Origin of the sequence: Komagataeibacter swingsii (genome assembly GCF_003207895.1) — a bacterium.
GTDB classification, from domain to species: domain Bacteria; phylum Pseudomonadota; class Alphaproteobacteria; order Acetobacterales; family Acetobacteraceae; genus Komagataeibacter; species Komagataeibacter swingsii.
Window position 1 is genome coordinate 19,525 of record NZ_NKUB01000021.1, and the last position, 21,398, is coordinate 40,922.

The 21,398-nt window shown below is 61.8% G+C and carries 16 protein-coding genes; 7 read left to right on the plus strand and 9 right to left on the minus strand.

Features of this window, described 5'->3' with window-relative positions:
• Positions 1–273 precede the first annotated feature (273 nt).
• The 5 genes from CFR76_RS17800 to CFR76_RS13290 are packed head-to-tail and all read right to left on the minus strand — an operon-like array spanning position 274 to position 13,207.
• Positions 274–1,272, minus strand: a complete 999-nt coding sequence (locus tag CFR76_RS17800) for a hypothetical protein (RefSeq protein ID WP_146222686.1) — start codon at positions 1,270–1,272, stop codon at positions 274–276.
• On the minus strand, positions 1,269–1,892 hold the full coding sequence (locus tag CFR76_RS17805; RefSeq protein WP_141301594.1) for a hypothetical protein: 624 nt from the start codon (positions 1,890–1,892) through the stop codon (positions 1,269–1,271). Before CFR76_RS17805 ends, CFR76_RS17800 begins: the two co-directional genes overlap by 4 nt.
• Positions 1,879–10,812: a beta strand repeat-containing protein gene (locus CFR76_RS13280; RefSeq protein ID WP_110557461.1), complete on the minus strand. Its 8,934-nt coding sequence runs from the start codon at positions 10,810–10,812 to the stop codon at positions 1,879–1,881. The genes CFR76_RS17805 and CFR76_RS13280 overlap by 14 nt, the downstream gene beginning before the upstream one ends.
• The gene (locus CFR76_RS13285; RefSeq protein ID WP_110557473.1) at positions 10,809–12,545 is read right to left on the minus strand and encodes a ShlB/FhaC/HecB family hemolysin secretion/activation protein; all 1,737 of its coding nucleotides are present in this window, start codon (positions 12,543–12,545) and stop codon (positions 10,809–10,811) included. Before CFR76_RS13285 ends, CFR76_RS13280 begins: the two co-directional genes overlap by 4 nt.
• 29 nt (positions 12,546–12,574) lie before the next feature.
• Positions 12,575–13,207 carry an invasion associated locus B family protein gene (locus tag CFR76_RS13290; RefSeq protein ID WP_167402145.1) on the minus strand — a complete coding sequence of 211 codons (633 nt, stop codon included), beginning with the start codon at positions 13,205–13,207 and terminating at the stop codon, positions 12,575–12,577.
• Between the two features lie 403 nt (positions 13,208–13,610).
• Between CFR76_RS13290 and CFR76_RS13295 the strand changes: the two genes are divergently transcribed.
• From CFR76_RS13295 to CFR76_RS13310, 4 genes are all read left to right on the plus strand, one after another.
• The gene (locus CFR76_RS13295) at positions 13,611–13,856 is read left to right on the plus strand and encodes a type II toxin-antitoxin system Phd/YefM family antitoxin (RefSeq protein WP_087609099.1); all 246 of its coding nucleotides are present in this window, start codon (positions 13,611–13,613) and stop codon (positions 13,854–13,856) included.
• Positions 13,853–14,239 carry a type II toxin-antitoxin system VapC family toxin gene (locus CFR76_RS13300; RefSeq protein WP_087609079.1) on the plus strand — a complete coding sequence of 129 codons (387 nt, stop codon included), beginning with the start codon at positions 13,853–13,855 and terminating at the stop codon, positions 14,237–14,239. The genes CFR76_RS13295 and CFR76_RS13300 overlap by 4 nt, the downstream gene beginning before the upstream one ends.
• Before the next feature lie 343 nt (positions 14,240–14,582).
• Positions 14,583–14,852, plus strand: coding sequence for a hypothetical protein (locus CFR76_RS13305; protein ID WP_110557463.1), 270 nt, complete (start codon positions 14,583–14,585; stop codon positions 14,850–14,852).
• Entirely contained in the window at positions 14,852–15,259 is a 408-nt protein-coding gene (locus CFR76_RS13310; protein WP_110557464.1) for an RrF2 family transcriptional regulator, read from the plus strand. The genes CFR76_RS13305 and CFR76_RS13310 overlap by 1 nt, the downstream gene beginning before the upstream one ends.
• Positions 15,260–15,267: 8 nt before the next feature.
• On the opposite strand, the gene CFR76_RS13315 is transcribed toward CFR76_RS13310, so the two are convergent.
• From CFR76_RS13315 to traA, 4 genes are read right to left on the minus strand one after another with little or no spacing between them, the layout of a single operon-like run.
• Positions 15,268–15,936: a DUF6118 family protein gene (locus CFR76_RS13315; RefSeq protein ID WP_110557465.1), complete on the minus strand. Its 669-nt coding sequence runs from the start codon at positions 15,934–15,936 to the stop codon at positions 15,268–15,270.
• Between the two features lie 12 nt (positions 15,937–15,948).
• The gene (locus CFR76_RS13320) at positions 15,949–16,218 is read right to left on the minus strand and encodes a Txe/YoeB family addiction module toxin (RefSeq protein ID WP_110557466.1); all 270 of its coding nucleotides are present in this window, start codon (positions 16,216–16,218) and stop codon (positions 15,949–15,951) included.
• Positions 16,215–16,490, minus strand: a complete 276-nt coding sequence (locus tag CFR76_RS13325) for a type II toxin-antitoxin system Phd/YefM family antitoxin (protein ID WP_034928502.1) — start codon at positions 16,488–16,490, stop codon at positions 16,215–16,217. The genes CFR76_RS13320 and CFR76_RS13325 overlap by 4 nt, the downstream gene beginning before the upstream one ends.
• Before the next feature lie 52 nt (positions 16,491–16,542).
• Positions 16,543–19,920 (minus strand): Ti-type conjugative transfer relaxase TraA, encoded by a 3,378-nt coding sequence (gene traA, locus CFR76_RS13330; protein ID WP_110557467.1) that lies wholly within the window; start codon positions 19,918–19,920, stop codon positions 16,543–16,545.
• Positions 19,921–20,016: 96 nt separating this feature from the next.
• Between traA and CFR76_RS13335 the strand changes: the two genes are divergently transcribed.
• The 3 genes from CFR76_RS13335 (at position 20,017) to CFR76_RS13345 (ending at position 21,370) form a co-directional block, all read left to right on the plus strand.
• On the plus strand, positions 20,017–20,376 hold the full coding sequence (locus CFR76_RS13335; protein ID WP_110557468.1) for a conjugal transfer protein TraD: 360 nt from the start codon (positions 20,017–20,019) through the stop codon (positions 20,374–20,376).
• 64 nt (positions 20,377–20,440) lie between these two features.
• Positions 20,441–20,680, plus strand: a complete 240-nt coding sequence (locus tag CFR76_RS13340) for a conjugal transfer protein TraD (protein WP_110557469.1) — start codon at positions 20,441–20,443, stop codon at positions 20,678–20,680.
• 78 nt (positions 20,681–20,758) lie between these two features.
• The gene (locus CFR76_RS13345; protein ID WP_110557470.1) at positions 20,759–21,370 is read left to right on the plus strand and encodes a CatB-related O-acetyltransferase; all 612 of its coding nucleotides are present in this window, start codon (positions 20,759–20,761) and stop codon (positions 21,368–21,370) included.
• Positions 21,371–21,398: the final 28 nt, after the last annotated feature.

Sequence of the window (21,398 nt, forward strand, 5' to 3'; positions counted from 1 at the left end):
GAGGGCGTAAGCCGACATCCTACTCCTGATAATTACCATTATCAGAGGTAGCGATGCGCGACGGATTTCTACGTCAAACCTGCCTATCAAAGAAATGGTCCATACACTACAAAGAGGACACTTCCGGTAGAGCTGCTCCTTCTTTCACATCAAACGCCCAAACACGAAATTCCTGACAGGTCCGTTTTACGCCACTCGGGAGGACCTTACTCCATCGCCATGTAACTTACATACCTCGGTCTCCGCCAATCCCGGTGCGATTCAATTCATGAATCAAGGCGTACATTGATTTTTATTCAATACCCCGAACCAAGAAACGAATGGAACTGTCTGCCCATCAATGGTCGTTATTTTTTGCACGGTAACTGCCACAGCATTGTCTTCTTTGGTTGCATTATATCCAGCCACTATATACCAGTTTCCTGCAGGAAGATTATTAAAATTAAAATGCCCTCTCGATGGGCAAGTATTAGGGCCATCTGCAGGGCACGAAATATGAGGAATAAATGGCATAACCGAAGATTCAACCCATCGGGGATCATTCAATGTATGATAGCTATGCAACAAGTAATAATGTTTCATTTTTTCTGAAAGATTATACATATAATCATTTTCAGGAAGAAGGTCTATTGTAAAATTTCGAGAAGGGTTATCGTGATATGAACTTTCTATTGGATAAGAATCATATGTTCCATTAGGAACTTGATAGTTATGATATTTTTCAAAATATCCTCCACTAACACATCCTTTAATAGAAGCGCTCCCTTTTTTCTTTGCCCATGATACTTCATTTATATTTAATGGTATTTTTGGTGGCGTAGGCTGCACACAACCAAAAAGAAGAAGCGACGAAGATATTGCAAAAAACAATCTTTTAACATTGTTATTTTCTATCCTTTCTTGATCTGTCAAATTTTTATTGCTTGGCATTGCCTTTACCGCATTTGACTCGTTGTACGCAGCCTTGACCGACTTTTCGAAACTATTCGTTAGGGACAAAATCTCGCCCGCTTCATTCGTATCAAAATCATTACTGATCGCATGGTTTGCAGTTGATGGATCACGGGACACGACACCTGACGTAGATCCGGAATTAATTGTGATATTTGACCCAATAGAAGAGAGGCTGTTCGATGAAGTCATACCAATTACTGGTGCCGCAAATCCGCTTACATTAGCTCCTCCATAAAAAGTTTTTCTTTTTGTATTTTCTATTCCTTGATCCGGCCCTGTATTTCCACCACTACCAAGATTTCCATCTTGATGAATCAAGGATTACAAGTCTTATCCAATGCACCAACCCAAGATACAAATGGAACCGTCTGCCCCTCAATTGTTGTTATCTTTTGCGTTAAAGCAATTTTCCCTCTCTGTTCAGGGGTAGAATTATAGCCAGCCACAATATACCACGTCCCGGCAGGGAGATTAGAAAAAATAAAGTGTCCTGCAGATGTACAGATTGTAGGACCAGCATCGGGACAAGAAAAATGAGGTATAAAATTAATAATTGACGAATCAACCCACCGTGGATCGTTTAGATCCTTATAGCTATGTAACCTTAGGCTATAAACATGCATTTTTTTAGATAACTCATGCATATATCCGCTCTCTGGTAGAAGATCTATCGTAAAACTACGCTGAGGATTTTCTACAGATGATCCTTTATCAGGGTATGACATATAAGTACCGTCCGGTATTTGATAACTATGATATTTTGTAAATTCTGCCCCACTAACACATCCTTTAATGGATGAATTTCCTATTTTCTTTGCCCACGCCACTTCACCACTATTAAATGGAATTCTTGGTGGTTCTGGGCTTACACATCCACATAATGGAGATAATGCGATAAGTGTAATACACATGTTTTTAATATCGTTAATTTTTATCATTTTTTATCCTTTCTTGGTCTGTCAAGTTTTTATTGCTTGGCATGGCCTTTACCGCATTTGACTCATTGTACGCAGCCTTGACCGACTTTTCGAAACTGTTCGTTAGCGACAGGATCTCACCCGCTTCATTCGTATCAAAATCATTACTGATCGCATGGTTTGCAGTTGATGGATCACGGGACACGACACCTGATGTAGATCCGGAATTAATTTCTATATTTGATCCAATAGAAGAGAGGCTGTTCGATGTATTCACTCCAATGATTGGTGCCGCAAAGCCACTTACTTTCGCACCCCCGTCAAAAGTCTTTCTTTTCGTATTTGGTAACCCATCGTCCGGCCCTGTATTTCCACCACTACCAAGATTTCCATATGAAATACTGGCAGATGCGCCGGCATATTCTGATTTATTCTGTTCATCATTCGCCGTCAGGCTACCCGTTGTAACCATGTTGCCGGATGCCGCCGTGCTTTCCATGACGCCGGCATTGAGGGTCGTGCTGCGGGCAACATCGACATCAAGGCCGCCCTGACCTGCATAAAGCCCGGAAAGGCCACTGGCTTCCGTCGAGGCGTAAGTGTCAGACAGAACCCCTGCCGAGGCATTGACCGAAAAACCCATCTCCCCGCCCGTGCCATAGACGGGAACGGCAAAGCTGAAGCCTGCGCTCTCATTCGTGCTGAGATAGCTTGCCGTATTCTGTGCCGAGGTAATATTCAGGTTACCCGCCGCCACATCTACGGAACCACCGGATACCCTGGCCCCGTCCAGCGTGGTCGTCCCCGCCCCATTATCGATGCTCACATTCTGCGCACCCGTGACCGTCGTATCTACCTGTGTCGTGCTTTGTGAATTCGTGTGGGAATGGGAGGCACTGAGTTGCCCCGTAACACTGACCCCCCACTGCAGATTGGCGTTCAGCGAGGCCGTCGCGCCGACAAAAGCGGACAGGGCCGTCTGGCTGGTAGTCGTATGCGTGGTGTCCTGTCCCGACTGGAGCTGGATATTGCCCGGCGCCGCCAGCGTGACACTCTCACCTGACAGGCTCGCGGCCGTGGCGATGATATCCCCGGCATTGCTGTCTGTCGCAGGCTGCGCCCCGGTCGCAGTCATGGTCAGTCCATCGCCAGCTTCTGCTTCAGATCCCTTTGCCGTGGTCGAAATAGTTTCGGATGTCTTGCTGTCATGCTCGAAGCCGACTTCCGCCTGTACTCCTACCAATTCTATGTTGGATTTCGTTACGTCTGATGTTGTCGCGGCCAGCTTGGTATCCACGAGCGTGGCCACAGTCTTCCCGATACTGACGCCGCTCTCCGCAGTTGACAGGGCATCCAGTGACTGGGTCGCCATGTCCTTGTCGCTGGCAGTCTGGGCCGCCGACAGGGCCAGATTGGCGGCCTGTCCGACAAGGGAGGTATCCGACAGTCCGACCTGCACGCCAATGAACTTGAAATCGCTGGTCTGCTTCGTGCTGGATACATCAGACAGTGCGTTGAGCAGGACAGAGGATCCGGTTACGTTCAGATCCTTCGCGGCAACAAGATCAGAAGCGTTGATGACTACTGGGCCGCCGCCGGTAGCAGACAGGGTGCCCCCAGTCGCCGCAATCATGCTCGGAGTCCAGGTCGTGCTGCTGTCACTGACGCTTTCTTTGGAAGATCCGAACCCAACCCTAGCCTTGGCACCGTCAGTATCAAAATAAAATCCTTTACTTTCCTTATCGTAATATGACTGCGCCGTGCTCTGGAGCGCATTCTCCGTAAGACTGCCACCTGCCTGAAGCGTGACATTGCCGCCGCCCGCGACAGTACCCGCCACGGACATGTCCTTGCCCGAGACCATGGTCACATTGCCATTGGCCGCCACCGTGCTGCCGACCTGGTCGGTGGAACTCTCGCTCGAGGTCGTGGTGGTCCTGTTCAGGAAGCCGTGCTCGACGGTGCGGGTATAGGAGGACTGGCTGTCGGTGACCGCGTTGAGGTTCACGTTGCCCGTCGCCATCAGCGTGGCCGACTTCCCGGCCGCGACCGTGGCGCCCGCCAGGGTGAGGTCGCCGCCGAGGGCGGCCGCCGTCAGGTTCCCGCCCGTGCTGACCGACGCCCCGAAATTCTCCGTCTCGGCCGCGCGGTGGCTGTAATCATGCTGCTCGATGTCCTGCGACGCGCTCGCCGCAACCGAACCCAGCGTGATCCCCTGCCCTGCCACAAGCGTGGTATCGCCCAGCGCGCTGAGCGACCCGCCATCAAACGTGATGTCCTTCGCCGCATAGATCTGCGCATCGCCCCCCGAGGTGATGGTGCCCTGCGCGCCCAGCGACTGCGCCTTCCCGCCATCGACCATGAAGGTGTTGAGCTGGTCCTCGTTGACGACCGAGCCGTTCAGCGCCGCCAGCGCCACGCTGCCGCCCGACAGCGTCCCGCCCGCATTGACGATATCCCCGCTGGTCGCGGTCAGCGACAGCGCGTTGCTGGCGTTGATCGTACCGGTATTGTTGATGCTCGAGCCGGTCAGCGACACGTTGGTCGCCGAGATCTCCGCCCCGTCCGTAAGCGTCGCCTGGCCTGGGGCCAGATACAGCTTCGGCGCCAGCACACTGCGCCCGTCCACCGTCTCGGGCACATACCAGACAATGTTCTGCGTCAGCGCCGCCTGCTGGCTGGCCGTCAGCGCTGCGCCAAAGGTCAGGTCAAGCGCATTGGATTCCGAGACCGCGTTGTTGAGCAGCAGTTCCATCTGCTCGTTGGCCGTCTCGTAGCTGCTGCCAAGGAAGGTCTGGCCCGTCGACGCCACGATCTGCTGCTGGATGAACTCGGTATCGAAATACGAATCCCCCAGGAACTCGTAATCCGCCGTGTTGTCGCCCAGCCGGTTGACCAGGTACTGCGAGCCGTAGAAACCGCTGAAGGTCGCGTATCTCGGGTTGGTCTCGATCAGGTAATGCGCGCTGGGGTCCGGATCGGCGATGAACAGCGCGCTGCCGCCCGGAATGGCCGAGATCACCGTCGGGATGGTCGGGTCGCTGCTGGTGGCAAAGCCCGGCAGCGTCATCGCGGCCTCCTGAGCCGTGGCCGACGCCTTCACCTGCGCGGTCTCGACCCCCTGATAGGTCGGGGTGTGCCCCGTCATGACGGGCGCCGCCGCGCCGCTCCGCGTACCGGCCGCCCCCGCAACCCCGGTGCTCACATCCGCCAGGGCCGCCGTCGCCCCGCCGTTCAGCGCGGCGTCAGCCGCAACCCCGGACGCAGACGAAGCCGCAGCCACCGGAGACAGGCCACCCGGCGTCTCGCCGGTATAGCTGGTATATTCACTGGAACTCGCATTGGCGATTTCCGTCTGGTTGTTGATCGTGCCCGTGAAGGTGCCAGTGATATTGTCTTTTGCAACGATGGTGCCGGTCGGGCCGTAATAGGTCTCGGTCGCGCCCCACTTTTCCGGATTCTGGGGTGCCGGGTCCCAATGACTTCCTATCCCCAAAAAGTGATGGACATGGTGCGCGTATGTAGCAGCCCCAGTGAAAGCAGGATCGGACTGGCTGCTCCAGGTGCACCCCCAGTAATTCTTGCACGTGACGTAGAAGATGTGCTGGACCGCGTAGCCGATATTGTTGAGGCTGCCACCACTGAGATTGATGTCGCGCCCTGCCGCGATATGGCTGGCATCGTTGATGATGCCACCTGTGGTTGTAATATCCACATCACGCCCGGCCGAGATCAGGGAGGCGGCATTATTAAGGGTCGCCTTTCCCCCTTCCTCCTCGACATAGATCGTGCCCCCGTTGGAGTGGCCGACAAGCTGGCCCGTACCCTGTACGCCGGTCGCCGTGTCCAGCAGGCCCGCCGGGACGGGAATATCGACATTGCTGCCGCCCGCGTAACTATGGCTCCACAGGACGGCATTGGCGACGACCGTCACCCCGCCCAGGACATCATTGGTGACCGTGCCAGCGTTGATCAGGACATCCCCGCTGGCGCTGTCAGCCACGATCTCGCCGGAGCGGTTGAACACGGCGGTGGCCGCCCCGCTGGCGCCATTGCCGATCCCGATCGACCCGTTATCCGAAAGGATGGCCCCAAGCTGGTTGGTCAGGGTGCCGGGCAGGTCCAGGGCCACACCGGCCACACCATCAATGAGGCCGGTATTGGTGATCGCCCCGCCCGAGGAGACGTCCAGGACGCCGCCTTCGGCCATCAGGGCGCCGTTATTGGTGACCGATGCCGCCGTGATGGTGACGTTGCCCCCGGCCAGCACGCCGCCACCGGCCTCGGCCGTGTAGTCGCCCCCGACCCGCAGCAGCGTGTCGCCCCCGGACTGGAACAGCATGCCACTGTCGAGGTCCCCCGTGAGCGTCACGGCCAGCGTGTTCCCTGCGACCAGCTGCGCAGCACCACCGAGCGAGGTCGTATCAAGCGATAGATTGCCCGCCGCCTGCACCACGCCGTCCGTATCGCTGAACCCGGTCATCGCGCTGCCGCCAGCATTCGCAAGCGACAGGGTATTCTGGCCGGAGCGTTCGATCACGCTGCCGCCGTCATTGTCCAGCCCGTTCGCCACCAGGGTCAGGTTGCCCCATGACTGCAGCGTGCCGCCCGCGTTATTGATGCTGGCGGCCGCCTGCGTGCCGCCGGCGGAGAGCAGCAGGCTGCCATCGGCCGCGTTGACCAGGCCGCCCGACCCGTTGGTCAGGCTGTCGGCAACCAGCGTGATATCCTGACCCGCCTGCAGCGCGCCACCGTCATTGGCAAGCTGCGCCATCGCGCCGCCGCCTGCATTGCGGACATCCAGCGTGCCGCCGGTGCTGACGATCCGGCCGGCGCTGGTGTTATCGAGCGCCGCCGCCGCCAGCGCGACATTGCCCGCGCCCTGGATCGCACCGCCTTCATTGCCCACTGCGCCGGTCGTGGTGACGCTCACGGCGCCCGCACCCGAGATGACCGCGCCGGATGTGTTGGTCAGGCTGGCCCCCGAAAGGGCGACCGCGCCATTGCCCCCGATCCGTCCATCGGTATCGTCGATCGCGCCGCCACTCTTCAGGGTCACGCCCTGCGTGCCGTAGACCAGGCCGGAATTCGACACGGAGCCGGACAGGGTCGCGTTCATCTGGTCGGACGCCACCAGCGTCCCGGTATTGGCAAGGGAGGCCGCGTTGATGTCCACCAGGCCAGCCAGCGCACCGATCTCGCCGCTATTGGTCACGCCCTGCGCCGCAAGGGTGACATCCCCCTGCGAGACGAGCGTGCCGCCATTGGCCAGGGCCGCCTGCGTCGTGACGTCAAGGGTGGCGCCACGGCCTTCGGCCTCGATCCGCCCGGAATTGGACAGGCCGTCACCGCTGCCCGTTCCGGTCAGGACGAGGGAGAGCACGCCGTTTTCAGTCGCCACCAACCCGCTGGCAGCGGTCGTCAGGCCAGCGGCCGTAAGGCCCAGCCCCTGCCCGCCCACCAGCGTGCCCGCAACACCCATGTCGCCCGCCGCCACCACGGACAGGTCCTGCCCGGCACTCATGACGCCCGTGGCATCATCGGACCAGGTCCCCGTCACCAGCGACAGGTTTCCGGCCGCCTTGACCGCGCCACCGGCGTTCAAGAAAGCCAGGGCGGATGCGGGCGCGCTGTCGGCATCCAGCGCGATGTTGCCATCGAGTGCGAGGATGCGGCCATTGTCATTGCCGATCGTGCCGGCCGCGATCGAGACACTCCCGGCCGCCTGGATGATGCCGCCAGACGAGTTGTCCAGTGTCGCCATCAATGTGGCGGGAGCCCCTGCGGAGAGCGTGACGTTGCCGCCCACGCTGACCAGGGTGCCGGCGGTGTTGGCGAGGCTGGCCGCCGCAATGGTCAGGTTGCCACCCGCCTGCACCGCGCCGCCGCGGTTATCAAGGGCGGTCAGCGGCGTCGTGGCATCGCCATTGCGGATCCCGATGGCGCCGCCCGCGAGGATCGTGCCGGCTTCGTTATCAAGGCCTGCGGTGGAAAGCGCGAGGCTGGTCCCGGCCTGGATCGTGCCATTGTCATTGGCGACCTGCGCCGCCGTCATGGCCAGCGCGCCCGCAGCCCCCGTGCCGATGGTCCCGCCCTGATTGGACGTTGTCCCCCCGGTTCCAAGCGTCAGTCCGGTCGCGCCATACAGCGTGCCGGTATTGAGCAGGTCATCCGTCGTGGAGACGTCAAGCCCTGCCGCAGTCGCGATCAGGCCGCTATTGGTCAGACCCGCCGCCGAAAGCGCGCTACTGCCGGCAAGTGAGGCGATCTCACCGCTATTGAGCAGGAGGCCGTCGGCGTCGACGTTCTGGTTCCCCTGCGAGATGATCGTGCCCGTGTTGGCGAGCGACGTCGCATCAACCTTCAGGACACCGGCGGCATCCGCGTCCTCGATGGCGCCAGCGTTGGACAGGGCAGGCGATGCCGCATTCCCGTGGACGGCAATCGTCGTGTCACCGGCGAGGGCACCGATGGTGCCCTTCGCGCCATTAACCAGGCTGGCCGCCGAAAGGCTTAGCCCGTCACCCGCCGTGATCACCCCTTCGTTATCGGCCGCCCCCGTGACCGACAGGTCAAGCGCGGTTCCTGCCTGAAGGGCGGCCGATGTGTCGCTGGCATACTGGCCGGTCGCAAGCGTCAGCGCGCCACCCGCCTGGACCGCGCCATCCGTATTGGTGAACAGTCCCTGCCCCGACCCGTTATCGGTGATGGCAACAGAACCGGTTTTCCCGACCAGGCCACCAGATGTATTGTCAACGCTCACCGCGCTGATCGTGAGGTCATTGCTGGCCTCGACCAGGCCCGATGCGTTCGTCAGGTGGTCAAGGGCCGCACCCGTCGCATCGCGGGCAAGGGTGACGGATGTACCGCCCAGCACTGTCCCGCCGGTATTGTCGAGCGCAGTCGTCACGATGGACATGAGGGCAGCTGCCTGCAGCCAGCCGTTATTGTTGGCGATACTGGCGGCATCGATGTTCAGGCCACCATCCGTCGCGATGATTTTGCCCCCGGTATTGTCGAGGCTGGCGGCGGCAAGCTGCACCACGCCCGTATCACTGCCAAGCTGTCCGCCCCTGTTGGACAGGGCGCCACCCGCCGCAAGGCTCAGGCCGCCTGCCCCATATAACGTACCCGTATTGGTCACCGTACCGGCCGTGCGCACGCCAAGCGTGCCTGCGGCAAGGATGCTGTCACTGTTGGCCAGCGTGGCGGCGTCGATCGTCAGGCTGCCCGATGCCGACCGGGATTTTATGATCCCCGTATTGGCCAGGCCACCAGTCCCCGCCGCGTTGAGGGTAAGGTTGCCCGCGGTTGCAACCAGCAGGGCAGATGCCCCGTTGGTGATGTGGTCCGCCGTCACGCTCACGCCCGTGCCGCCACCCAGCGTGCCTTCGTTATCGACCGCCCCCGTGGCGGTGACGGCAAGGGCCTGCTGCGCCGTCAGCGAAGCCGTGGTGTCGGATGTATAGCTGGCCAGTGCAGCAGTCAGGCTGCCCCCCGCCTGGATCGCCCCACCATTATTGGTGACGGCCTGCGCCGACAGCGTCATGTCACCCGACTGGTCGAGGATCTTCCCGCCCGTATTATCCAGCGCCCCCACGGCGGCAATCGAGGCCAGCCCGGTCGTGCTCGATATCTGGCCACCGGCATTGGACAGCGTGCTGCCGCTGGCGAGCGTCAGACCCGTCCGGGCTGCGATCGTGCCGGTATTGGCGAGCGACCCTGCCCGGGCGGACAGGGCGCCACCGGATGCGCCGATGCCGCCGCTGTTATCGAGCGCACCGGTTGCAGAAAGCGACAGCGCGCCAGCCCCGGCCGTCACCGTCCCGCTATTGCCGATCGCAGCAGCCCGGGCGGCCAGGGTCGTACCGCCGCCAATGGTCCCGCTGTTATTCAGGGCGCCGCCTGCCGCCAGCTGCATCCCGCCACCTGACTGCAGCGTCCCCGCGTTGCTGACCTGCCCGCCCACCTGCGCCTGCAGGTTGCCCGAAGCCGCCATGGAACCGTTGAGCACAAGGTCGCCGGCATCGGTCAGCGTCATGTCCCCGGCATTGGCCGCCATGGTGCCGTCAACCCGCACGCCGGCGCCGGCCTCGTTGACCACCATGTAGATCCGGTTGGCGTACATCCCGCCAAGGGCCGCCGTATCAATCGCGAATTCCGGGGCGGCCGTGCCGTCGGACGCCAGCGGATGGGCCGCGTTGGTGCCGTAATCGACCCGGTTGCGCCCGGCCACGATAGTGGCCGTCTCCGCATTGACCTGCGCCTTGAGCGTCACCGAGCGCGACAGGATGTCGAGCACCGGCACGGTGGTGAAGTCCCCGCCCTGGCCCGAGAACGTGATGTTCCCGCCCTTGACCACGATATCCTTCAAGTTGCCGCTGGCATCCATCTCCGGCGTGCCGGTGGCAAGGGTCACATGGGCGGTGTTGATGAACCCGCATCCCGCACAGGTGATGCCGTTGGGGTTGGCCACCACCACCGAGGCCTGGTGCCCCGCCACTTCCGTATAGCCCAGCATCTGCGTCGGCAGGGTGCCGGTCACCTCGTTGAGGATCAGGCTGGCGGCATGGCCGTCAAGATTGGTGTTGCCATACACCACGCCCCCGATCTTCGTCTCGGTCGCCGTGGTGGCGTTGTTCAGGATCACGCCGCTTTCGGGCACGCCATACTGGATGAAGTCATTATGCGACACGCCCGCCGCGTTGGGGGTGGCGATATTGACCTGGTCGATGCCGTTCTGGGTCTTGTCCAGCGTCGGCTCGGGGCCGCCGGCATGGGGATCGACCACGATCTGCGGCTCCGCCTGCTGGGCGGATGCGGCGGACACGGTCGAGGCCAGGAACAGGGAGACGGCGGCAAAGACATGCACGCAGCGCTGAAGACGTGACGGGCCCGGAATGATGTCGGGCGCGGCGGTCCTGCGGGGCGTCTTCATCATATCTTCGCTCCAACCTGAAACAGCGGGATCAGCCCTTCCGAGGGAAGCGGGCCGGTATACATGGAATGGGTCAGGGAGACGTTCCAGAAGAACGGCCCCGTGGTCTTGCGCAGCCCCAGGCCGCCGCCCGCCATCTCGCCACCCCGCAGCGCGGGCGGCGTGGAGGACGAGGCAAAGCCCGCGCGCACGACGCCGACATCAAGGGCGGCATAAAGCTGGGTGCCCTCGATGACGTGGCGGCAGATGAAGGCGAACTTCCCGCACTTCAGGCCCTTTGTGGGCAGTTGCCACGAGAAGTCGTTGCGCATGTAGCCGCCGTCATTGCCCAGCAGGACCTGCTCGAGGAAGCCGCGCACGGTATACGGGCCACCGGCCTGCAGTTCATTGGTGGGGAACTGGTCGCGCGTGCTGTATTCGCCGTGCAGCGTGGTGTGCCACAGCACGCCGCGCGTGAGCGATTTGTAGCCGTCGATATCCAGCGAGGGCTTGAGGTAGGAGGAATGCGGGTCCTGCCAGCCGGGACGGGTGAAGTTCGACCACGTGCCCGCGCCATCCACCGCGACCTTGAGGCCGCCGGTGATGTACCACACCCCGCCCCAGCCCTTGAGCGATTCACTGACTTGCACGTTGACGAAGGCCTGCCGCGCCGTCTCGGTGTCGATCACCGTATGGTTGATCTCCGAGCCGAACGACTTGCGCTCGTAGCTGGCCTGGAAGGTGGTCACGCCGATGCGGTTGCGCAGCAGCACGCGCGAGATGCCAAGGCGCCAGTCACGACGGCTGCCGCCCAGATGGTAGACATCGGTCAGGGCCAGCAGGGGATAGTCGTCCTGCGAGCGCCACCACGACCCGAACACGGTCCAGTAGCCGAACGGGATCGACCCGTTGACCGACAGGTAGGACGTGCCCCGCTGCCCGGCATGGCCGACAAGCGAGTGGTCATATTCCACCGACCACAGGTCCAGCAGCCCCAGCGGGTTTTCCGCCGTGAGCATGGCATGGCCCGTCTCCTGGCCGGTGATCTGCTGGCCGTAATTGTCGAACCAGACCTGGCCGTGCAGCACGCCCCGCTTTGGCGCGGTGACCACCACGGTGGACGCCCCTGCCCTGCCGCCGGGGGCGATGCGCATGCGCGCGCCCCAGTGGCTCAGCCGGTTCATGTCCTCGATCCCCTGTTCCAGGTCCCGCAGGTTGAGGATCTTCCCGTGCAGCCCGGGGAAGGCCATGACGGTCGCCAGCCGGACCGGGCGGCCCTGTAACTGGATACCCGCCAGTTTCCCTTCGATCACCACGATCCGCAGGTGCCCGCTGGAGAGCTTCTGCTCGGGCAGGTAGGCCCGCGAGGTGATGAAACCCTGGCGGATATAGGCGGCATTGAGCGCGTTGATCAGTCCGTTGAGATCGCGCACCGACATGCAGGTGCCGGTATGGGGACCGGTGATCGCATCGCTCACAGCGCGCGAGAGGTGCTGCGCGCCTTCGACCGTGATGTCATGCACCGTAACACAGGTTTTTGATGCCTGTGGCAGGGCGGACGGCTTCTGGATCTGGATGTCGTTTGACGGTGGCGGCAGCGCGTCAAGCTGCTCCTGGTGCTGCTCGAAGCGCTGGAACTGGTCCTGCGACGAGCCCGGCCCCGCCGGCATCACGCCGCCGGGCAGGCCCGGCACCTGGGCCATTGCCACACCGGGCAGCGCCATCATGGCCGCCGCCGCCCCAACCTGCCAGCGCATCACGCGCATTCCGGACTATGCCGCCGGCTTCAGGCAGGCGCTTTCTGGCTGGACCAGGTCTCGATTGCGCCAAAGGCGTCGGAGAAATGGCTCATGTCATAATTGATCGTGACCGTGCCGCCGCCCTGCGCGGGCACGCGGCTGACGCGGATATGGCCGGTCCTGCCCGCCTTCAGTGCCGTGATCATGGCGGGCGTCGCCTGCAGCGTCGACAGGCAGCCCGATGCGTTGCACACCAGATAGGGCAGGCTGACCGGCTTGCCGTTATCCATCGACAGGGTCGCAGGCTTCGTGAGGTCGAAGCCCAGCGGGGTCATGACGCTCAGCTCGTAGGGACGCGCGGTAATCGCCACCCTGTCGGTCGCGGCCCGGGCGACGATCACCATGCCCAGCGGCACGGCCTTGCCCTGCTGCTGCATGCTCAGCTGCTGGGCCGCCACGCACAGCGAAGCCGCGCGTGTCGCGGGCGCATAGGTGCAGTTGGCCTGCCAGGCGCCAAAAGTCTGCTGCGTGGTGATCGGCGAAGGCTGGGCCGGGGCCTGCGAAGAAGCAGGTGCCCCTTTTGCGGGCGATGGCGCGGCAGACGGGGCCGGGACCGCTGCCGTTCCCGCAGCATGGGATACGCCCGTCAGGGAAGCAGAAAAAAGAAAAGCACAAGCCACGGCCCTGAACTGCATCAGTAACCCCCCGAACGGTCAGCCTGACCGGCGATCACCGGTCGGTCCTGTATTGAATGGAACGTCGCCCTGAAAACGACATATTTCGTCATTCATGGATACAGTTTGACATGGAGGGCGGCAACAGAAGAATTCATTCAAATCGCGGTTGAATAACGGCATACCTCATACATTTTATGTGGAAATATCCTGATACAACCAACAAATATGCACTGTATTCGTCTCTATTATATATAACAAATAACAGTTATTTATTTTTGGTCAGAAATTTCCATTTCCCAAGACAGTCATCCTGGCAGTCAGACAGCAGCGCAGCTGCTCTCCGCTTTTTCTTGCCGATCTGCCCAAAACAAACTAAGTTTGTATGACCAAGTCAATGAGGGATGCCATGCGTGTCGTCAATATCCATGAAGCCAAGACCCACCTGTCCCGGCTGATCGATGCCGCCACAAAGGGTGAAAGCTTCATCATCGCCAGGGCCGGCAAGCCGGTTGTGCGGGTCAGCCCTGTCTGTGCCCCCGAAGAACAGCACAGGCAGCGTCTGGGCTTTCTGACTGGCAAAATCCAGGTCCCAGACGATTTCGATCATATGGGACACGAAGAGATCGGCGTGCTGTTCGACGGGCAGGCATGAGGCTTCTGCTCGATACCCACCTGCTCCTGTGGGCGGCCGGAAACCCGGGGAAACTCTCCACCGATGCCCGGACATTCATGGAAGACCCTCTGAACATCCTGATGTTTAGCGCCGCAAGCCTGTGGGAAGTCACGATCAAGGCCGGGCTTGGCCGGGCAGACTTCCAGGTTGATCCGCATCTGTTGCGTCGTGGCCTCATCGAGAACGGGTATGAAGACCTCCCCGTCACCAGCCAGCATGCCGTGGCAGTTGGACAGCTTCCCGATATTCATCGCGACCCTTTCGACCGTATCCTTATCGCCCAGGCCACGGTCGAAGGGCTCCTCCTCCTGACCCATGATCCACTCGTGCAGTCCTATCCAGGTCCCATCAGGGCCGTCTGAAAAAGAGTAGCAGCACTCCCTTCTCCTTTCCTGTGACCGCGACCAGGAGCCTGGGCGGGTGGTGCTGTCAGACAGCATGTGGTATTTTGAAAGAGGCGCGTAGAAACGCCTTTTCCAAAAGGGCGGCCTCCTTGTCGGGTGGCCTGCCCAATACAACACCCGGACTATGTCCAGCGGTGAACAGGGAAACCTGTCTGCCGTAGTGGAAATAGGCAGGGCGTGCTTTTGCCCTTTTGGAACACGTTTCTACCCGCCCGACGCCAGGGCGGGCAGGAGACGCATACCTGTCATTCCTCCTTCCCCGGCTGTCGTCACAGGACAGGCGTGAGAAAGGGGTGGATGCATGACGGTTACACAGAACAGGCCGACCCATGAAATCATGGATACGGATACCATGATGGTGGCCTTCCTGCGCGAATACGGGCTGTCTGGCGCCAGAGAACGGGCGCGCCATCATATTGGCCGGTGCGTCGAGGCTGGCCTTGAGGATGATGCCGCCTTCTGGATGCGCGTCAGCAACCAGCTCGAAAACCTGGCCTCCTCGGACTATGGTCCCGGAAACCTTTTCACGCCTTCGGGGCAGATCAGCCCGACTGCCACGCGACCTGGCTGATGCACCTTACCTTGCGTACCGACTACGCCTTTCGCGTACTGATCCATCTGGCCCGCCACGGACACACACAAAACCGCATGACGATCCGGCACATCGCCGAGCGGCATAATATCTCCCACAACCATCTTATGAAGGTCGTCAACGACCTGTGCCATCATGGTCTCCTGGTGGGAACCCGGGGCAGGAATGGTGGCGTCAGCCTGGCCCGCTCCCCGAAAGACATCAATGTCGGGCATGTCATCCGCCTCATGGAAACCGAAGGTGAAGTCATGACCGGCTGTGCGCCGCTTCAGGGCAGCCCCTGCATCCTGGCAGATGCCTGCCGTCTCCGTCACCTGACCAGACAGGCAACCGATGCTTTTATGGCCATCCTCGACGGCATGAGCGTGCATGATCTCCTGTCCTGACAGGACGCTTATGACCCATCCGGCCGGATGGTCAGGACACAGGGCTGGTCCACCTTCGTCTCGTTGGACGTTTTCTGGCAGGCGGCGATCCGGTCCCGACTGGCGTCCACAAGCCGGTTGGCCCGGACCATATGCCGCAGGCTTTCGGGATTGTCGGCCTCCATCATCAACGCACCAGATTCCCACCGATCCTGTCCGCCTACGATGAACGAGGCCACGCGCGTCCCCAGTGATGACGGCAGGAGGTAGGTCAGGATAGGCGAGAACCCGATCCCGACAGCCAGACAGGCCAGCCCGACCTTCAGCACCCACCAGTTCTGACGGTCCTGGGTGCGCGCCTGCCCGACAATGTTGGTCAGCTGCTGCCGCTCCACCTGAACCGCACGGATCGCGGTATGAAAGGCGGCCTGCATGTCCTGACAGACGGAAAGCCCTGCCTGTCGTACCCCCTGCCCATACGCCTGGGGCGTCATTTTCAGGGTCGGACTGGCCTCGATCGCCTTCATGCGCGCGCCCACGTCGTTCAGGGCCTTGACCAGCCTGGCCAGGTCCGGCGTGTAGTCTGGCGGCCGGCTGTCCCGCCATGCCTGGGGCAGCGCTTCCACGCTGCGCCGGAGCACCGTCATTTCGGCGCACAGATCCTCAAAGGCACGGGCTGCCGGATCCGTCTCGCTCATGACGCCTCTCCTTCAGTAATGAAACCGGCACTGGGCAACCTCGATCCGCTGATCCTCTCCCGCGCGGCCCTGAACCCGGTAGACCAGACGATGTTCCCCCGTAATCCGTCGGGACCACCACCCGGAAAGTTGTCCCTTCAGTGGTTCCGGCTTGCCCAGCCCCTGAAATGGATGCCGCCTTACATCCTCGATCAGGGCATTAACCTTCCCAAGAACAGCATGATCTGACTGGAACCAGGAAAGATAATCCTCCCAGCCATTTTCATGAAAAATGACCTTCACGCCGACGGCTCACCCTGCGGCTCCAGAAGATCACGCTCGGTCGCCACCCCATGCTCGATGTCACGAATGCTCCCCAACAGCCTCTCCGCGTTGCGTGGGCTGCTCAGGAGATGCACGGTTTCCTGCCAGCCGGAGAATTCTTCTTCCGACATCAGCACGACACTGCCTTTCCCGGTCTTACGCGTCACGACGATCGGCGCGCGGCTGTTCACGGCTTCGTCCAGATAATGCGCCAGGTTCTGGCGCAGGTCGGTATAGGAAACACAGGTCATGATCGGTCCTCCATGACCATTATAACGTACAGTTTTCTGTACGTCTCCTGTTTTACATCCCCATATCCATATCCCGCCCCCTGGAGCGCGACAGGGAGCGCGTGCGCTGCGGCTGCAATCCCTGATCGAGCGTCGATCCCTTCCGGACGCCCAGTTCATGCCCCTTCTGCCGCAGGAGGGACTCAAGCGGCGCGTCCCGCTTCAGCTCCCTGAGCGCCACACTTTGCTGCTCACGGCTCAGCCCGTCCCACGCCTTCACGAACCGCGCGGCCCGCAATTCCGGACTTTTCCGCACCTTGTCCTCGTGTTCCAGCCCCTCGACCAGCCTGCGCGCCCGTGCCGGCCCTTCCAGCCCGTACAGGGCCTGCCGGATCTCCGGCTCATGCTTCACGGCGGTTTCCAGAGCGATCACCGCCCCGGGCCTTAACCGTTCCAGGGCCGTGCTGGCGTCAAGCCATGCCTTCTTCTGGTGCTCCAGCACTGGCAGGTCCTGCTCCACCATGCGCCCGATGTCCCGCACCGCCCGCGCATACTGCTCCACCGCCTGGTGAAGCGGATCACCACCCGGCACAAACCCGCCCAGCCCGGCCGGCACCTGCGCACGCTGCACACGCGGCAGCCGCAACCCGGCAAAGGGCGAGGCGGGAGCTTCACGCCCAACCCCACTTTCCCCCTTCCCGGCCCCGGCATCCATCCCGGCCGACACGTCTTTTTCCGCCGCCCGGCTACGCCCCCGTACGGACAGGTCCAGCCCGTCGAACATCCCGCGCTTCCGCTGTGCCGGTGCCGGATCCGGCGTACGGACAGCTTCGGACTGCCTGTCCTTCTGGGGGCCAGAGGCAACCTTCTCACGCCCCACCACGATCTCGCTCTCGGGGACATGCAGCCCGCGCCGCCGCGCGAACCCGGCATCCCGATCCCGGACCTGCGGGTAATCCAGCGTGGTATCCTTCAGCCGCTCGCGCGACAGCCGCCGCACCAGCCCGTCGCGGTCGCCCACATCATCCTGGCCCCAATGGACAGACACGCTCTCCCGATGGCGCGACAGCGCCACATAGGCCCCATGCCGGTCCATGCTCCCCGTCGCCAGCACATGCGCCCGGTCCACCGTCACACCCTGCGATTTGTGGATGGTGGCCGCATAGCCATGATCCAGCGCGTCATAATCCGCCACCGACACGGACACGACCCGGCCGCCCCCGGTCCCACCCGGCCCGTCAAGCTGCACCGACAGCACGAGATCCCCGGCCTCGGCCGACCCCGTGATGCCCCGCACCGTGCCCAGCGTGCCGTTCTTTACCCCCAGCTCCCGGTCATTGCGCAGGAAGTAGACCCGCTCCCCGTCCGCGAATACCCGCTCGCCCTGGGCGGTCGGCACCAGCACGTCGTCACCCAGCTCACCCGCCTCCCTGCGGATCTCCCGCGCCGCCTCGTTCAGCGCCCGCACATCGACACGCCGGTGCGCCAGCATGATCTGGCTGTCCTCTGGCGCGGCCTGCCGCGCTTCATCCCATCCGGCCACCACCCCGGCCCGCGCCTCTTCCAGCGTGTCATGCCCGCGCACCAGGCCGGCCGCCTCATAGCGCTCCAGCGCCCTATCCGTCCGCCCGGTCGCAAGCTCCTTCGTGGCCGCCTGCTGCCAGTCTTCACGCTGCCGGCGCACGGCTGTGATTTCCACCGACCCGACCCGCTCGGCCACCGCCCGGAACGCGCCACCAGCCTCGATCGCCTGCAACTGCTCGGGATCGCCCACCAGCACCACCTTGGCCCCGGCCCCGCGCGCGGCAGACAGCACCCGCTCCATCTGCCGTGACCCCACCATGCCGGCCTCATCCACCACCAGCACGTCCCCACGTTCCAGCAGATCGAACCCACGCTCCCACGCCCGCTCCAGGGAGGCCAGCGTCCGGCTTTCGATCCCGGACCCCGCTTCCAGCCCTTCCGCTGCGATCCCCGACAGCGCCGCCCCGCGCACCCGGTACCCGGCCTCTTCCCATGCCGCGCGGGCGACACCCAGCATGGTACTCTTCCCCGTCCCGGCATACCCGACCACCACGGACAGGTCGCGGGACTTCGTGACCTCGCCCACCGCCAGCGCCTGTTCGTCTCCAAGCCCGTCCCGCGCCATCGCCGCCCGACGCACCGCCAGCGGCACCGCATGACCCTGGGACTGCCCCATCGCAAGCGACGCCTCTTCCAGACGCTGCTCGACCCCGATCATCTCCCGTGTGGAGAACCGCTCCCGCCCGTGCCCGTCTTTCCCGAGGGCGACCAGCTCCGGATACGCCTCCACCCGAATCATGACAGCACTGAACTGTTCCGCGTCCGCCGTGTGCCGGTCCACGAACCGCGCCATGTCCTGCCGGGTGAATGTGCTCTGCTGTCGCGTCAGCGCCTCCAGCGCCACATGCGGCTCGGCCAGCAACCTTTCCCCATTGCGCCGCGCGATCTCCAGATGGTCGGCAACCCGCTGTGCGTCCTCGCCCCGCTCTTCCCGGCGCATCCCGGCCGGACCGATCTTGTTCTGCGGCTCAAGGTCGATCCCCTGTTCGGCAAACGACCGATGATCGATCCGCACATCCAGATCCAGTTCGGCCAGCCGTTCATTGGCAAACGATGCCCACCGCTCCCGCCACGTCAGCAGCAGATCCCTGTCATTCCACGAACGCTCTTTCGCACCGAACCCGATGGAAGGCTGATCCTGCGCCAGCCCCAGGCCTTCATGCCGCAACCGTGCCGCCGTGATCAGTCGCGCCGTTCTTCCAGCCGCTGCAAGCGCTTCTCCAGCGTCGAGAGCTTCAGCAGGATGCCGCGCTGCGTCTCCCGAATTTCCGTCAGCAAACGGATCATGAACTTGAGCGGATCGTCCTCCCCTTTCTGCTCCATCAGGTCCAGGATCCGGCGCGAGGTCGTATGTGCCCCTGCCGCCTCGTTCAGGATGCGGGATTCCGTCTCGTCTTCCATGCACAGCCTCCCCGGTTCTGACTTCAATCCGTCGTGTGGACAGCATCACATGGGCATGGGGCTTCACCTGCCCGTCTTCGCCAATATCCCAATGCACATTGAGATCGGCCACCATGCCGCGTTCCACGAACTGCTCCCGCACAAAATCCCGTGCCAGCGCGATCCCCTGCGCCTGGGTCATTTCGCGCGGGATTGAAAACTCCACCTCGCGGGCAAGCTGGGCATCCTTGCGCTTCTCGATCGCCTCGACCTCGTTCCATAGGGTCGCACGATCGAGAAACCGTTCCGGCGCGCCATCGGGCAGCAGGATCTCGGAATGCACCATGCCGCTCTTGTTGGAAAAGTCATGGTCGCGATCCAGCCGCAAATCATGCAGGCGGGACGCTGCACGATAAGCCGCCGCCGCCACGGCGCTCCGGCCGGTGGCGCGGCTGATGACCTTCGCATGCAGGTGATAGATCGCCATGAGCACGATCCTATCACACCACTTAAGCGCACGTCACGAAGTGACGTATAAGCGCGCACTCACATTTTACTGCACCATAAAGATTGATTACTCTGGATGAGTGACGCGGTTCTCGCCTGTGTGGTAGAGTATGGCACAGACCAGCAGGACAGGGGACCGGAAATGCGCAGGCCACGGGACATTGATGCGGAACTGAAGGCGCTTCAGGAAAAGGCGAAGCAGCTCAAGGTGCAACGGACCATCCAGCTCGGCGAACTGGTCGAGGCGACGGGAGCCGATACCCTGTCGATCGAGGCGCTGGCCGGGGTGCTGCTTGCGGCTGTCGAACAGGCGGACGGCAAACCCGAAGCCGTTGCGAGGTGGACCGAACGGGGGACGGCGTTCTTTCAGGCCGGCGCGAAAAAGGGCGGCCGGAAAGGAACCGGACACGATCAGAACGGATCTGCTGGCGCTTGAAAGACGGATCAGGAAGCAGGCGGCCCTGATCCATCGCCATCAGGCACGAAAGGCACGCACCGACATGCGCGACTGGGCGAAGGCACGACGGGAACGCACCCATCACCTGATCGAACTGGGCGGCCTGGTCCAGAAGGCGGGACTGGTCGATCTGACCGATGATGACCGCGCCACCCTGCTCGGGGCGTTCCTGGACATTGCGGGGCAGCTTCGGGAGGGCAGGAATACCGCGTCAGGCGAACTGAAAACACGCTGGAGGCGTGCGGGGCTTCATGCCTTCGACAGCGACCGGGAACAGGACTGACGACGAAACACGATCACCTGATCTGTCCGCTATCGAATGCAAACGAAACCCTGAACCAGAACGGGAGAACCGAGGCCCATGTATTACGGCAAGAACGCCTTTTCTCTGCTCCTACGTTACACTCTTGCCCATGAGATCGAAGAGTGGGGCTGGGACATCGGCGACCATACATATGGCGCCAAGGGTTCTCCCATCATCATAGAAGCTGAATATGCCGGCCTGAAGATCGGAAAATACTGCTCGATCGCCCGCGAGGTGCTGATGATCCTGGGCAATCACCGACCGGACACGATCACCACCTACCCGTTCAAGAACCAGTGCAATTTCTGGCCCGAAGCGGCGGATGCAACCGATGACCATTCCACCAAGGGGGATATCGTCATTGGCAACGACGTCTGGATCGGCGCGCGGGCCAACATCATGTCGGGTGTCACCATAGGATCAGGCGCGATCATCGCCACGGCGGCCGTGGTGACCCGGGACGTGCCGCCATATGCCATCGTGGGCGGCAACCCGGCCCGGGTCATCAAATACCGCTTCCCCGAAAAGACCATCGGGCGTCTGCTTGCAGTCGCCTGGTGGGACTGGCCTGAAGCATTGATACGAGAACGGATGCCCCTCCTGATGAGCGACGATATCGACGCTTTCCTGCGCGCTTTTGAAAAAGGACCCGCACAGGAAAAATCATGATGCAAAAACTGTTTTTGCTCCTTGTTGT